Genomic DNA, 13,186 nt, shown 5'->3' on the forward strand with positions numbered 1-13,186 from the left:
GATGATGGATGCCGCCGAGGTCGAGCGTTCTGCCCTGGTGTCGCGGGTCGTGCCTGCCGGTGAACTTGTCGAGGAGGCGCTGAAGGCCGCGGCCAAGATCGCCGCTTTCTCGCTGCCATCGGTGATGATGGCAAAGGAAGCTGTCAACCGCGCCTTCGAGACGACGCTTGCCGAGGGATTGCGGTTCGAGCGCCGGCTGTTTCACTCGCTGTTTGCACTGGACGATCAGAAGGAAGGCATGGCGGCCTTTGCCGAGAAGCGGAAGCCGAATTTCACCAACCGCTGACGCCAATCCCTTGGCTTCGAAGAAGATGGTTGTTGGCCGCCAAAAAGAAGGCCAGGCAGCGTTGACGCGCCGGAAAAGCTGAACTATAAGCCGCACCAACCGAGGCGGCCCTGTGGCAGCCCGTTTGTTTTTTGCGCCCTGCGGCATCCCGCATGCGCCGACCAGATCAGAAGAGAGGCATCATGGCCAATACATCCTCGGCCAAAAAGGCAACGCGCAAGATCGTCCGCCGCGCAGCGATCAACAAGAACCGTCGCTCGCGCGTCCGCACCTATATCCGCCAGGTCGAAGAGGCGCTTGCCTCCGGTGACAAGGCTGCCGCACAGGCTGCCTTCAAGATCGCGGAGCCGGAATTGATGCGCGCCGCAACCAAGGGCGTGATTCACAAGAACACGGCGTCCCGCAAGGTGTCGCGACTGGCTCAGCGGGTCAAGGTACTGTCGGCCTGACATTACTTGCCTAGACTGACGTTCTTCGAACCCGGCCGTTTGTGCCGGGTTTTTTCGTTTGCCGGCAAGCACTTAAAAAGAATGTCCGGAAACGGCGTCTTATGCGGATTTCACAATAGGGAATAGTTTGCCGGCATATGCATGCCTGCTGTTGATCGGCACGCTTGAAAATCGCCGGCCTAATGATTCTTGGCTGTCAAAAATAGCTTATATTTTTCAAACGCTTACAGATGGTGATCCACAGCTTGTCCACACCGGACTGGCCCGATCGGGGAGAAGTCGCTGTCAAGCGAATTATTTCAGAATATTTCTGTCAGCGCCCGGTTTTTCATATTCGCCGGAAAAGGGTTTGAATCACAATGGCTTTGTTAAAATGTGCCGTCGCGGCATGCCACTCGAACCCGCCTCCACTAACCAGATTCCTTAAAAATCCGTTAGACGTGGCCTTGCCCTATCCACAGCGATTTCGGTAGTGTCGATCTATCGAAAGGGACGGGCTCTGGCTCTTAACCCAAGCCTGAATCGGCCAGCTTAAATTGGCGGGATTTGCAACGCGGATCAAGTCCGCGGACGGCTTTGGTTTGTCTTTTTCGATACGGTAGGGGACTGGCGTAACTAGACATGGCAGGTAGACGGCGCGCCGGCGCTCTTTTCGCCGGACGGTGTTGTATTGCCCTGACATACCCAACGCGGACTGGCTTCCATGGGCCGGCACCGGTTCCCACGGATAATGGGCGACGTTCACCTGCCGGCGGCGGCAGCGGACATCGTAGCAAAGACTTAGGTCGCCGGAACCGGATGCAGGAGGCGCATCCCCGGCGGAAAACAGGTACGGAAGGACAAGGAAAAGATCATGCAGAGCGGCATCGAAAGGGAACTTACGGGCGACCTCCCATTTCCTGGAACTTTGATCGGAGCAAACGACATGGCGGTGTCCAGCGACGCGGAACAGAAATTCGACCGGGTCAAGACCCAGTTGAAGGCGCGCCTGGGAACCGAAGTCTATTCGAGCTGGTTTGGCCGCATGAAAGTCGCCGAGGCTTCCAAGGGCATTGTCCGCATCTCGGTGCCTACCGCCTTCCTGCGCTCATGGATCAACGGCCACTATCTCGACCTCATCTCCGAGCTGTGGAAGCAGGAGGATCCCGATCTTCTCAAGATAGACATCGTCGTGCGCACGGCAACCCGTCAGGGACGCGCCCAGGCCGAGCCAGAGGTAACGCCGGCACGCAGCAAGGTGACACGGCAGACGCAGACGGCGCTTGCCGCAGGCACAGTCAGCCCCAGCCGGGTGGAGCGCGCATCGACTCCGCGTCCGGGCACACCCATCGAGAGCGAATTCCGCCACAACGTTCTGGGGTCACCGCTCGATCCACGCTACACGTTCGGCTCTTTCATCGAGGGGCCGTCGAACCGGGTGGCCTTCGCCGCCGCCAAGGCAGTGGCGGAATCGCAATCGAGCGCGGTGCGTTTCAATCCGCTCTTCCTTCACGCAACCGTCGGGCTCGGCAAGACCCATTTGCTGCAGGCCATCGCCGCGGAATCGCTGAAGCAGAACCCCAAGTCGCGCGTCGTCTATCTCACGGCCGAGTATTTCATGTGGCGCTTTGCCACCGCGATCCGCGACAACAACGCTCTGACGCTCAAGGAGCAGCTGCGCGACATCGACCTGCTCATCATCGACGACATGCAGTTCCTGCAGGGCAAGTCGATCCAGCATGAATTCTGCCACCTGATCAACATGCTGCTCGACAGCGCCAAGCAGGTCGTCGTCGCTGCCGACCGGCCACCATCGGAACTGGAATCGCTCGAACCGCGGGTCCGTTCGCGCCTCAATGGCGGTGTCGCGCTTGAAATGTCGGCGCCCGATTTCGCCATGCGCCTCGGCATGCTCAAATTGCGCCTTGCCACGGCCAGGAGCGACGACGCATCCCTCGACATTTCGGAGGAGATCCTCAATCACGTCGCCCGCACCGTGACCGGCAGCGGACGCGAGCTGGAAGGCGCCTTCAATCAGCTTTTGTTCCGTCAATCCTTCGAGCCGCAGATCACCATCGACCGGATCGACGAAATCCTCGGCCACATCTATCGCACAGGCGAGCCGAAGCGTGTCCGTATCGAGGACATCCAGCGCATCGTGGCGCGTCACTACAATGTGTCGAAGACCGAATTGCTGTCCAACCGGCGCACGCGCACCATCGTCAAGCCGCGGCAGGTCGCCATGTACCTGTCGAAGGTGATGACGCCGCGCTCGCTACCCGAGATCGGACGGCGTTTCGGCGGCCGCGATCACACCACGGTGCTGCATGCCGTGCGCAAGATCGAGGACCTTTCCGGCAACGACAACACGCTGGCGCAGGAACTTGAGCTTCTGAGGCGGCTGATCAACGATCAGGCCTGACCCTCCGGGAGGGCCGAACCGAAACAACGCCGGGATTCAATGGCTTGCCAGTGCGGCGCCGGGCCTGCATCGGGCTCGTGGCATCGCCTGGAAGCGATCTGGATTTCGGTTTTTCGACACTGGCTCGCGGACTTCGGGCGCGTTATCCCCAGAAAGCCCGCGTAGCCGGCCTGAACCGGCGGCGCGGGCTTGCGTTTGCTGGTTTTTTCCTGTCAGTTTACGCAGATTCTGAGCCTATTCAGACCTTTCGCGGGACGCCGCTCACTGGTGACCCGTCATTCATTCAAGCGAGCCTGTTTCGTCATGCGTGTTATCCTGGAACGGTCAAATCTCCTGAAGTCGCTCAACCACGTCCATCGTGTGGTCGAGCGGCGAAACACCATACCGATCCTGTCCAACGTGCTGCTCGGCGCCGAAGGCGCCAGCCTTGAAATGAAGGCAACCGATCTCGACCTCGAGGTGACCGAAGCGACGCCCGCCAAGGTGGAGCGCGGCGGGGCGACGACGGTCCCGGCACATCTGCTCTACGACATCGTGCGCAAGCTCGCCGATGGCGCCGAGGTGATGCTGAAGACGGACGAGGACGGCAACGCCATGACGGTGACGTCCGGCCGCTCGAGCTTCCGCCTTCAGTGCCTGCCGCAATCCGACTTCCCGGAGCTTTCGGCCGGATCCTTCTCGCATATCTTCCGTCTCGACTCGGTTGCCCTGAAAGGCCTGATCGAGAAGACCCAGTTCGCCATCTCCACCGAGGAGACACGCTATTACCTGAACGGCATCTACCTGCACACGCATGAGGTTGGCGGCAAGCTGAAGCTGCGCGCGGTGGCGACCGACGGCCACCGCCTGGCGCGCGCCGAGATCGACGCGCCGGCGGGTTCCGAGGGCATGCCGGGCATCATCATTCCGCGCAAGACGGTGAGCGAGCTGCAGAAGCTTGTCGACGATCCGGATGTTGCGGTGACCACCGAACTGTCGGACACCAAGATCCGCTTCACCATCGGCAGCGTGGTTTTGACCTCGAAGCTGATCGACGGCACCTTCCCCGATTATCAGCGGGTCATTCCGACAGGCAACGACAAGAAGCTGATCATCGACCGCCAGAGCTTTGCCGCCGCCGTCGATCGTGTTTCGACCATCTCTTCCGAACGCGGTCGCGCGGTGAAGCTGTCGATCAGCGAGGGTCAGGTGACGCTTGCGGTCAACAATCCGGATTCAGGCAGCGCCACCGAAGAACTGTCCGCTGACTATTCATCCGATCCGATCGAGATCGGCTTCAACGCCAAGTACCTGCTCGACGTTGCCGCGCAGCTGACCGGCACGGAGGCCAAGTTCATGCTGGCGGATGCCGGTTCGCCGACGCTGATCCACGACATGGCCGACGAGACCGCACTCTATGTGCTGATGCCGATGCGCGTGTAGCGGCGCGGTGTCAGCACTTCGGTCCTGTTGTGGACCGGCGGCAAGCGCGATATTTACGGCGACTTCTATAGGCGGATAGCGGTTGCCGGCACAGAACCATATAAGTAAGCTAACACTTACTAATTTCCGCAACTATGCGGCGCTGACGATCGATCTGGCGCCAGGTGCCGTGGTTTTTTCCGGCGACAACGGCGCCGGCAAGACCAATCTCCTCGAAGCGATCTCCTTTTTGACACCGGGACGTGGCTTGCGCCGCGCGCCCTACGCCGATGTCGCGCGCGAGGGCGGCGACGGCGGCTTTGCGCTGCATGCCCGGCTCGACGGACCTGATGGCCAGGTCGAGATCGGAACAGGCATTTCCGGCGGTGACACCGCCGGCGAAGGCGGCAGGCGGGTACGCATCAACGGAGCTTCGGCGCGTTCGGCCGAGGACATGCTGGAATGGCTGCGCGTGGTTTGGCTGACGCCAGCCATGGACGCGTTATTCACCGGACCGGCCGCGGATCGCCGGCGCTTCCTCGACCGGCTGGTGCTGGCGATCGACCCCGGCCACGGGCAACGTGCGATCGACTACGAGAAGGCGATGCGCGGTCGTAACCGACTGCTTACCGAAAGCTCTCGGGACGACCGCTGGTTCGACGCTATCGAGACGCAGATGGCCGAAACCGGTGTGGCGATTGCCGCGGCGCGCGCCGAGATGGTGCGCCTGCTGGCCGCCATGATCGACAGGCTGCCCGACACGGGACCGTTTCCGCAAGCCGATATCGGCCTTTCAGGCGAGCTGGAAGCCGAGATTGCCGTGGCGCCGGCGGTCGATGTGGAGGAACGCTTCCGTCGGACGCTTGCCGAGGGCCGCGAGCGCGATCGCGCCGCCGGACGTACGCTCGACGGCCCGCACCGTTCGGACCTGGTGGTTCGGCACCGCCCCAAGGCGATGCCGGCCGAGCTCTGCTCGACCGGCGAGCAGAAGGCGCTGCTGGTCGGCATCGTGCTGTCGCACGCGAGGCTGACCGGCGAAATGTCGGGCATGACGCCGATCCTGCTGCTCGACGAGATCGCTGCGCATCTCGACAGCGGGCGGCGCGCGGCGCTGTTTTCCATCCTGGAGGAACTGAACTGCCAGGCATTCATGACAGGAACCGATGCTGCGCTGTTTTCCAGTCTCCAGGGCCGTGCGCAATTCCTGACCGTCGACCACGGGACGGTTGGGCCAACCGAAGACCCCTGACAAGGTTTTTCCGTGCCTGTATGATCAGGCAATGACCACTGCCGCCCTGACCGCAGACGAGATCGAACGCTATGCCCGCCACATCGTGCTGCCGGAAATCGGCGGCGCCGGACAGCAGAGGCTGAAGCAGGCCCGGGTGCTGGTCATCGGCGCCGGCGGGCTGGGCGCCCCGGTGCTTGAATATCTTGCCGCCGCCGGCGTCGGCACGCTCGGCGTGGTCGATGACGACACCGTTTCGCTCTCCAACCTGCAGCGTCAGGTCATTCACGGCACCGACACTGTCGGCCTGCTGAAAACCGACAGCGCCAAGGCGGCAATCGCCCGCATCAATCCCAATACCACAGTCGAACCGCATACGTTCCGGCTGACCACGGACAATGCGCCTGCCCTCGTCGCCCGCTATGACATCGTCGTCGACGGTTCCGATAATTTCGAAACGCGCTACGCCGTGGCCGATGCCTGCGCGAGCGCTGGGAAACCGCTGGTGCATGCCGCCGTCGGCCGCTTCGACGGCTCGGTCACGGTGCTGAAGCCATTCGAAGACGGCAAGGACGGCAAGCCCAACCCAGGCTATCGTGACCTGTTTCCCGAGGCGCCACCGCCGGGCCTGGTGCCGTCCTGCGCCGAAGTCGGCGTGCTTGGCGCGCTGACCGGCGTCATCGGCACGCTGCAGGCCATGGAGGCGGTCAAGCTGATCACCGGCGTGGGCGAACCGCTGGTCGGCCGGCTGCTGCTTTATGATGGGCTGGCGGCGCGCTTCGACACCATCCGTTACAAGAGAAGCTGAATTCTTGGACCTGATCGAAGCAGTCTCCATCAGGCGGATCCCGACCGATTTCGACCGTTGGGACGATGTGCTCGCATTGATCATGCGTGCCTTCGCCTCGATGGACGACGTCATCGACCCGCCCTCCTCGGCCCACCTTTTGACCGCCGACACTCTGCGGGACAAGGCGCGGCGGGAGACCGGCTTCGTGGCGCTCAGGGGTGATCGGATCGTCGGCTGCGTCTTTGCCCTTGAAAAGGTGGCAGAGTTCTATGTCGGCAAGCTCGCCGTGGCGCCGGACTGCCAGGGACAAGGCATCGGCCGGCGGCTGATGCAGGCGGTCGAAGACCTTGCCCGCGGCCGCGGCAAGGCCGCCATCGAGCTTCAGACGCGGATCGAGTTGACCGCGAACCACGCGGCCTTTGCTCGCCTCGGCTTTCGCGAAACTGGACGGACGGCGCATGACGGCTATGCCAGGCCGACCTCGATCACCATGCGCAAAGCTCTCCCGTAAGTCTTATCTTACGGTTTGTGGGCCACGGATATCGCACCGCGACAGTGTCAGGTCCTGAGCGGCAGCACGCGGTCTGGTGGGCGGTGGCCGTCAACGAAGGCGCGGATGTTGATGATGACCTTTTCACCCATGTCGATACGGCCCTCGAGCGTCGCCGAGCCCATATGCGGCAAAAGCACGACCTTGTTCTTGGCCGCGAGCTTCAGCAGCTTGCCGTTCAAGGCCGGCTCGTGCTCGTAGACATCGAGGCCGGCGCCGGCGATCTTGCCGTCCTGGATCAGCTTGACCAGTGCTTCCTCGTCGATGATGTCGCCGCGCGCGGTGTTGACGACATAGGCGGTGGGCTGCAGTAGCGCCAGCCGCCGCGCCGAAAGCAGATGGAAGGTTGCCGGCGTCGAGGGACAGTTGACCGAGATGATATCCATGCGGGCCAGCATCTGGTCGAGGCTTTCCCAATAGGTCGCCTCCAGCCCGTCTTCCACGGCCGGCAGCACGCGGTGGCGGTTGTGATAGTGGATCGACAGTCCGAAGGCCTTGGCCCGCCTGGCTACGGCCGTGCCGATCCGCCCCATGCCGACAATGCCGAGCCGCTTGCCCCAGATGCGCCGGCCCAGCATCCAGGTCGGCGACCAGCCGGCCCATTTCTTGTCGCCGGTGAGCACATTGGCGCCTTCCGCGAGCCGCCGCGGCACCGCCAGCATCAGCGCCATCGTCATGTCGGCGGTGTCTTCGGTCAGGACATTCGGCGTGTTGGTGACGGTGATGCCCCTCTTGGCCGCAGCCGCGACATCGATCTTGTCGACGCCGTTGCCAAAATTGGCGATCAGCTTGAGGTTGTCGCCTGCCTGAGCGATCAGCGCCGCGTCGATATTGTCGGTAATGGTCGGCACCAGAACGTCGGCTTCCTTGACCGCCGCGACCAGTTCCGGCTGCGTCATCGGCCGGTCCTCGACATTCAGCCTTGCGTCGAACAGTTCGCGCATGCGGGTCTCGACCGGGTCGGGCAGCTTGCGCGTGATGACGACGAGAGGCCTTTTTTTGCCTGCCATTGTTTCCCTCTCGAGTATTTGCCGCAATTCCGAACGCAAAACCGCTTCACAGGTTTGCTGGAATTGCTCTAACCCGATCTCGTTGAGACCTCTTTAACCAAGACCGGCGAAACTGAAAGCCGGTCGCGGTGCCGATTACCCATGTAACAAGCGGTGCCGCCGAAGACAAAGAAAAAGGGGCGCCGAGGCAAGCGCCGAAAGGAATGAAAGTGTCTGGTTTCGCGTCGCTTCGCCTGGCCCTCAGTGCAGCATTTTTCGGCGCTCTGCTTTATTCTCCGCTTACGGCGGCACAGAGTGCGGCTGCACCTGCCCAGAGCGTCGTCACGCTCGGGCCGAGCGGCCTGCCGCTGCCGCGATTCGTCAGCCTGAAATCCGGCCGCGTCAACTCGCGCGTCGGCCCCGGCGCCAACTACTCGGTCGACTGGATGTACATGAAGGCCGGCCTGCCGATGGAGATCATCCAGGAATTCGACACATGGCGCCGCGTGCGCGATGCCGATGGTTCGGAAGGCTGGATCAACCAGTCGCTGCTTTCCGGCCGACGCACGGCAATCGTCGCACCATGGCAGCGTGGCAAGGGCACCCGGATCAATCTTCTCAACAGCCCCGACAAGGATGCAAGGGTGGTCGCGATGATCGAACCTGGCGTCATGGGTACGATCAAATCCTGCGACGGCCAGTGGTGCGAAATGACGTTCGACGGCCACACCGGCTGGCTTGCCCAGTCGGTCGTCTGGGGCGCCTATCCCGGCGAACGGGTCAAGGACTGATTCTCTTTCGCGGTCCTGGCTTTATGCCCGATACGGCCGAGATGGGTGTCCTGGAAGCCGGTCGGCAGCTTCAGACCGTAGCCCAGCGCACGGTCGATGGCGATGTGGGCGATCCATATCAGCGCAACCGCCATCGCGGCCGCATTGCCCCACATGTGCCCGCCGAGCAGCAGCAGCACGGGCACGATCAGGATGTGCAAGGCGTTGTAGGCAAGGGCACCGACGCGCGGACCGGCCAGATAGCCCGACATCGATAGGTCAGGCGCCAGGATAAGCAATCCGAAGAGCCACCAGGAGATGCCGGTCGAACCGTAGAAAATGACGGCAGCCAGTGCCACGATCGCCCATTCGAGCCGGATTACGAGATCGAGGGGTTTCATCCCTGGCCGATAATTCTGGCTTGGCAGATGATTCCGGCCTCGCCAGTCATTCGCGGCGTTTGGGGCGCAGCCTCACGACGATGTCGACATTGGCGATCTCCATCCCTTCCGGAGGCTCCGGCAGGTTCGCAACCGTCACCGGACCGCTGTCGATGTCGAATATACGGTTTTCGCCTTCGATGTAGAAATGGTGGTGGTCGGAGGTGTTGGTGTCGAAATAGGTTTTCGCGCCTTCGACGGCGAGGATGCGCAAAAGTCCCGCCTGGGTAAACTGGTGAAGGGCATTGTAGACGGTGGCCAGCGACACCGGCACGCCGGCGGCAACCGCCTCCTCGTGCAGTTCCTCGGCCGACAGATGCCGGTCGCCCTTGGCGAAAAGCAGATCGGCCAGCGCAATGCGCTGACGCGTCGGCCTCAGCCCGGCTTCACGGACCCGCTTGTCCACAGCGACATTTTCCTTCCGGCCGTCCAGGTCCATCTTCTCGTCGAACCCCACAGTTCCGCCCCAAGACACGCCCAGAATGGCAAAAAAATGAACGTCTGCCGAAACCGGACCTCTCAGGACATATATTCTGTCGTCCGAATGCGATCAATAGCGCGCATTGACCCAGGCAGACGAGCAGGCTAAGCGCAAACGCCGGTTTCCGGCCTGAAACAGATTGTGTTAGGAAACCAACGACAAGGGCACCCGATGGCCCGGAACGATATGGGATGAGATTGATGGCGGGTAAATCCAGCTACGAGTACGACGAATTGCTGGCCTGCGCCCGCGGCGAACTGTTCGGACCGGGCAACGCCCAGCTTCCCTATCCGCCAATGCTGATGTTCGACCGCATCACCGAGATCAGCGAGACCGGCGGCGCCTTCGAGAAGGGTTTCATCCGCGCGGAGTTCGACATCAAGCCGGACCTGTGGTTCTTTGCCTGCCATTTCATCGGCAATCCGATCATGCCGGGGTGCCTCGGCCTCGACGCCATGTGGCAACTGACGGGCTTCTATCTTGGCTGGCTTGGCGAACCCGGGAAGGGAATGGCGCTGTCGACCGGCGAAGTGAAATTCAAGGGCATGGTCACGCCTTCGGTGAAGAAGGTCGAATATGGCATCGACTTCAAGCGCGTGATGCGGGGCCGGCTGGTGCTCGGCATCGCCGATGGCTGGCTGAAGGCGGATGGCGAACCCATATACGCGGCAACGGATTTGAAAGTCGGTCTGTCCAAGCAGTCGGCGGTCGGCTGACCGGCACCCCTGGCCGGCCCCCTTTGGCCAGCATCCCTGGAAGGAGTTGCGAATGAGACGTGTCGTAGTCACAGGCCTCGGCATCGTGTCGTCGATCGGCAACAATGCCAACGAGGTGCAAGCCTCGCTGCATGACGCCAGATCAGGCATCAGCTTCTCGGATTCCTTCGCCGAACACGGCTTCCGCTGCCAGGTCTGGGGAGCGCCGACGCTCGATCCATCGGCGATGATCGATCGCCGTGCGATGCGCTTCCTGAGCCAGGGTGCTGCATGGAACCACGTCGCCATGGACCAGGCGATCGCGGATGCGGGCCTCGGCGAGAGCGACATCACCAATGAGCGCACCGGCATCGTCATGGGATCGGGCGGACCATCCACCCGCACCATCGTCGAAGCTGCCGAAACGACGCTGAAGAACGGCAGTCCCAAGCGCATCGGTCCATTCGCGGTGCCGAAGGCAATGTCGTCGACCGCATCGGCGACGCTTGCCACATGGTTCAAGATCCACGGCGTCAACTACTCGATCTCGTCGGCCTGTTCGACCTCGGCGCATTGCATCGGCAATGGCTATGAATTGATCCAATGGGGCAAGCAGGACATCGTCTTCGCCGGCGGCCACGAGGATCTCGACTGGACGATGTCGGACCTGTTCGACGCCATGGGCGCCATGTCGTCGAAATTCAACGACAAGGCATCGACCGCCTCCCGTGCGTATGACGTCAATCGCGACGGCTTCGTCATTGCCGGGGGCGCCGGTGTGCTGGTGCTGGAAGAGCTTGAGCATGCCAAGGCGCGCGGCGCCAAGATCTATGCCGAGATCGTCGGCTATGGCGCGACGTCGGATGGCTACGACATGGTTGCTCCTTCAGGCGAAGGCGCGGTCCGCTGCATGCGCCAGGCGCTGGCCACGGTTTCCACGCCGGTCGACTACATCAACACCCATGGCACCTCGACGCCGGTGGGAGATTCCAAGGAAATGGGCGCCATCCGCGAGGTGTTCGGCCCAGAGATGCCGTACATCACCTCGACGAAGTCGCTGACCGGCCATTCGCTGGGCGCGGCCGGCGTGCAGGAATCCATCTACTCGATCCTGATGATGCAGGGCGGTTTCATCGGCGAAAGCGCCCATATCGAGACCCTCGACCCCGAATTCGAGGGCATGCCGATCGTGCGAAAGCGCATCGACGACGCCAGGATCGACACTGTTTTGTCCAATTCGTTCGGCTTCGGTGGCACCAACGCCACGCTCGTTTTCCAGCGCTATTCCGCATAAGGATTTGCCGGCCATGGACGGATTGATGAAGGGCAAGCGCGGGCTTGTCATGGGTGTCGCCAACGATCATTCGATCGCCTGGGGCATCGCCCGGAAATTATCCGAACACGGGGCGGAACTCGCCTTCACCTATCAGGGCGATGCCTTCGGACGCCGGGTCAAGCCGCTGGCCGACAAGCTCGGCGCCTCGCTGGTCGTGCCGTGCGACGTCGAGGACAGCGCTTCGGTCGCCGCCACGTTCGAGACCCTGGGCAACGAATGGGGCGGGCTGGATTTCATCGTCCACGCCATCGGCTTTTCCGACAAGAACGAGTTGAAAGGCCTCTACGCCGACACCAGCCGGGACAATTTCGTCCGCACCATGGTGATCTCCTGCTACTCCTTCACCGAGGTCGCCCGCCATGCGGCCACCTTGATGAAGGACGGCGGATCGATGATCACGCTGACCTATGCGGGCTCCGTCCGCGTCATGCCGAACTACAATGTCATGGGCGTCGCCAAGGCCGGACTGGAGGCCAGCGTGCGCTACCTCGCCAACGATTACGGTCCGCGCGGCATCAGGGTAAACGGCATATCGGCTGGGCCCGTGCGCACGCTCGCCGGCGCCGGCATTTCGGACGCCCGCCACATGTTCTCCTACCAGCAGCGAAACTCGCCACTGCGCCGCACGGTGACCATCGACGAGGTCGGTGGTTCGGCGCTTTATCTGTTGTCGGATCTGTCTTCCGGGGTTACCGGCGAAATCCACTATGTCGATTCCGGCTATCACATCGTTTCCATGCCGACGCTCGACGAATTGAAGCAGACCGACGGCGGGCGAGACTAACGCCTGTCGGCCAAAGGTGCGCGACGGTTTTGAAATGGCGGACATCTGAAAACACGAAGCTTAAAGCGCGCGGCTAAACCCCGTTTCAGCGCCAGTCGCATTGATCCGCTCAAGAAATACTTCCGGTCCAATAAAATTGGATTCATTCGCGGAAACTCATTTTAAGGAGATATCCGGTAGAAAGCTCCGTACTCAGGGGAACTTTCAATGCTCGCCGTCAGCAACCCGAAGCGAACACCGGTGTTCCGACTGCTCACCATAGCGAGTTCGGGTCTCGGCAGTTTCGTCCTCGGGCTCTGGGGCCTGAAGCTCGGTCTCGGCGATGGCTTTGCCGGCATCTCCGCCGACATGATGGTCTCGGTGATGGCCGCTCTTTGCGCACTGGCGGCGTCGGTCGCCGCGATGTCCTTCTTCGCCGGCGTCGATGAATCGGCGGATTTCGTCTTCACGGAAACCCATTTCGACAAGCTGACCGGCCTGGTGGCACGTCCGGCGATGGTCGGCAAGATTGCCGAGGCGGCATGCGCGACCAGCCGGACCGGCGAGCCGATGTTCCTCATCGATATCGACATCGACCGGTTCAAGC

At 62.1% G+C, this 13,186-nt stretch carries 14 protein-coding genes and 1 pseudogene; 12 read left to right on the forward strand and 3 right to left on the reverse strand.

The window, feature by feature from the left end; all coding sequences use genetic code 11:
- The 7 genes from EOA22_RS09720 to EOA22_RS09750 form a co-directional block, all read left to right on the forward strand.
- A partial coding sequence (locus EOA22_RS09720; RefSeq protein ID WP_245478614.1) for an enoyl-CoA hydratase-related protein occupies positions 1–286 on the forward strand: 286 nt, incomplete at its 5' end.
- Between the two features lie 182 nt (positions 287–468).
- Positions 469–735, forward strand: a complete 267-nt coding sequence (gene rpsT, locus EOA22_RS09725; protein WP_013533694.1) for a 30S ribosomal protein S20 — start codon at positions 469–471, stop codon at positions 733–735.
- A gap of 925 nt (positions 736–1,660) precedes the next feature.
- Positions 1,661–3,136 carry a chromosomal replication initiator protein DnaA gene (dnaA, locus tag EOA22_RS09730; RefSeq protein WP_127387494.1) on the forward strand — a complete coding sequence of 492 codons (1,476 nt, stop codon included), beginning with the start codon at positions 1,661–1,663 and terminating at the stop codon, positions 3,134–3,136.
- Between the two features lie 303 nt (positions 3,137–3,439).
- Entirely contained in the window at positions 3,440–4,558 is a 1,119-nt protein-coding gene (gene dnaN, locus EOA22_RS09735) for a DNA polymerase III subunit beta (protein ID WP_127389944.1), read from the forward strand.
- Positions 4,559–4,640: 82 nt separating this feature from the next.
- Positions 4,641–5,786: a DNA replication/repair protein RecF gene (gene recF / locus EOA22_RS09740; protein ID WP_013527878.1), complete on the forward strand. Its 1,146-nt coding sequence runs from the start codon at positions 4,641–4,643 to the stop codon at positions 5,784–5,786.
- A gap of 31 nt (positions 5,787–5,817) precedes the next feature.
- Positions 5,818–6,573, forward strand: a complete 756-nt coding sequence (locus EOA22_RS09745; protein ID WP_013527879.1) for a molybdopterin-synthase adenylyltransferase MoeB — start codon at positions 5,818–5,820, stop codon at positions 6,571–6,573.
- 4 nt (positions 6,574–6,577) lie between these two features.
- Positions 6,578–7,066: a GNAT family N-acetyltransferase gene (locus EOA22_RS09750; protein WP_127218679.1), complete on the forward strand. Its 489-nt coding sequence runs from the start codon at positions 6,578–6,580 to the stop codon at positions 7,064–7,066.
- 47 nt (positions 7,067–7,113) lie between these two features.
- Here the strand turns inward: EOA22_RS09750 and EOA22_RS09755 are convergent, their stop codons facing one another.
- Positions 7,114–8,115 carry a D-glycerate dehydrogenase gene (locus tag EOA22_RS09755; protein WP_013527881.1) on the reverse strand — a complete coding sequence of 334 codons (1,002 nt, stop codon included), beginning with the start codon at positions 8,113–8,115 and terminating at the stop codon, positions 7,114–7,116.
- Positions 8,116–8,324: 209 nt separating this feature from the next.
- Here EOA22_RS09755 and EOA22_RS09760 point away from each other — a divergent pair, with 209 nt between their 5' ends.
- Positions 8,325–8,885: an SH3 domain-containing protein gene (locus EOA22_RS09760; protein WP_063170456.1), complete on the forward strand. Its 561-nt coding sequence runs from the start codon at positions 8,325–8,327 to the stop codon at positions 8,883–8,885.
- Here EOA22_RS09760 and EOA22_RS09765 read toward each other — a convergent pair.
- Both EOA22_RS09765 and irrA read right to left on the reverse strand, forming a co-directional pair.
- Positions 8,858–9,265, reverse strand: a complete 408-nt coding sequence (locus tag EOA22_RS09765; RefSeq protein ID WP_063169996.1) for a DUF4260 domain-containing protein — start codon at positions 9,263–9,265, stop codon at positions 8,858–8,860. The genes EOA22_RS09760 and EOA22_RS09765 overlap by 28 nt on opposite strands.
- 46 nt (positions 9,266–9,311) lie before the next feature.
- A complete protein-coding gene (gene irrA, locus EOA22_RS09770; protein WP_024503471.1) occupies positions 9,312–9,743 on the reverse strand; it encodes an iron response transcriptional regulator IrrA in 432 nt (143 codons plus the stop codon).
- A 242-nt stretch (positions 9,744–9,985) separates the two neighbouring features.
- Here irrA and fabA point away from each other — a divergent pair, with 242 nt between their 5' ends.
- From fabA to EOA22_RS09790, 4 genes and pseudogenes are all read left to right on the forward strand, one after another.
- A complete protein-coding gene (fabA, locus tag EOA22_RS09775; RefSeq protein ID WP_013527885.1) occupies positions 9,986–10,501 on the forward strand; it encodes a 3-hydroxyacyl-[acyl-carrier-protein] dehydratase FabA in 516 nt (171 codons plus the stop codon).
- Positions 10,502–10,553: 52 nt separating this feature from the next.
- Positions 10,554–11,774, forward strand: a complete 1,221-nt coding sequence (gene fabB / locus EOA22_RS09780) for a beta-ketoacyl-ACP synthase I (protein WP_024503470.1) — start codon at positions 10,554–10,556, stop codon at positions 11,772–11,774.
- A 13-nt stretch (positions 11,775–11,787) separates the two neighbouring features.
- On the forward strand, positions 11,788–12,600 hold the full coding sequence (fabI, locus tag EOA22_RS09785) for an enoyl-ACP reductase FabI (RefSeq protein WP_013527887.1): 813 nt from the start codon (positions 11,788–11,790) through the stop codon (positions 12,598–12,600).
- A gap of 207 nt (positions 12,601–12,807) precedes the next feature.
- A pseudogene (locus EOA22_RS09790) lies at positions 12,808–13,186 on the forward strand (bifunctional diguanylate cyclase/phosphodiesterase); the annotation flags it as partial.

The sequence above is a fragment of the Mesorhizobium sp. M7A.F.Ca.US.014.04.1.1 genome (assembly GCF_003998745.1).
GTDB lineage: Bacteria > Pseudomonadota > Alphaproteobacteria > Rhizobiales > Rhizobiaceae > Mesorhizobium > Mesorhizobium ciceri.

Coding starts and splice junctions, on each gene's coding strand:
- dnaN (WP_127389944.1), top strand. CDS start 3,440: ATGCGTGTTATCCTGGAACGGTCAAATCTCCTGAAGTCGCTCAACCAC.
- fabB (WP_024503470.1), top strand. CDS start 10,554: ATGAGACGTGTCGTAGTCACAGGCCTCGGCATCGTGTCGTCGATCGGC.
- fabA (WP_013527885.1), top strand. CDS start 9,986: ATGGCGGGTAAATCCAGCTACGAGTACGACGAATTGCTGGCCTGCGCC.
- rpsT (WP_013533694.1), top strand. CDS start 469: ATGGCCAATACATCCTCGGCCAAAAAGGCAACGCGCAAGATCGTCCGC.
- irrA (WP_024503471.1), bottom strand. CDS start 9,743: ATGGACCTGGACGGCCGGAAGGAAAATGTCGCTGTGGACAAGCGGGTC.
- EOA22_RS09765 (WP_063169996.1), bottom strand. CDS start 9,265: ATGAAACCCCTCGATCTCGTAATCCGGCTCGAATGGGCGATCGTGGCA.
- EOA22_RS09755 (WP_013527881.1), bottom strand. CDS start 8,115: ATGGCAGGCAAAAAAAGGCCTCTCGTCGTCATCACGCGCAAGCTGCCC.
- fabI (WP_013527887.1), top strand. CDS start 11,788: ATGGACGGATTGATGAAGGGCAAGCGCGGGCTTGTCATGGGTGTCGCC.
- EOA22_RS09745 (WP_013527879.1), top strand. CDS start 5,818: ATGACCACTGCCGCCCTGACCGCAGACGAGATCGAACGCTATGCCCGC.
- dnaA (WP_127387494.1), top strand. CDS start 1,661: ATGGCGGTGTCCAGCGACGCGGAACAGAAATTCGACCGGGTCAAGACC.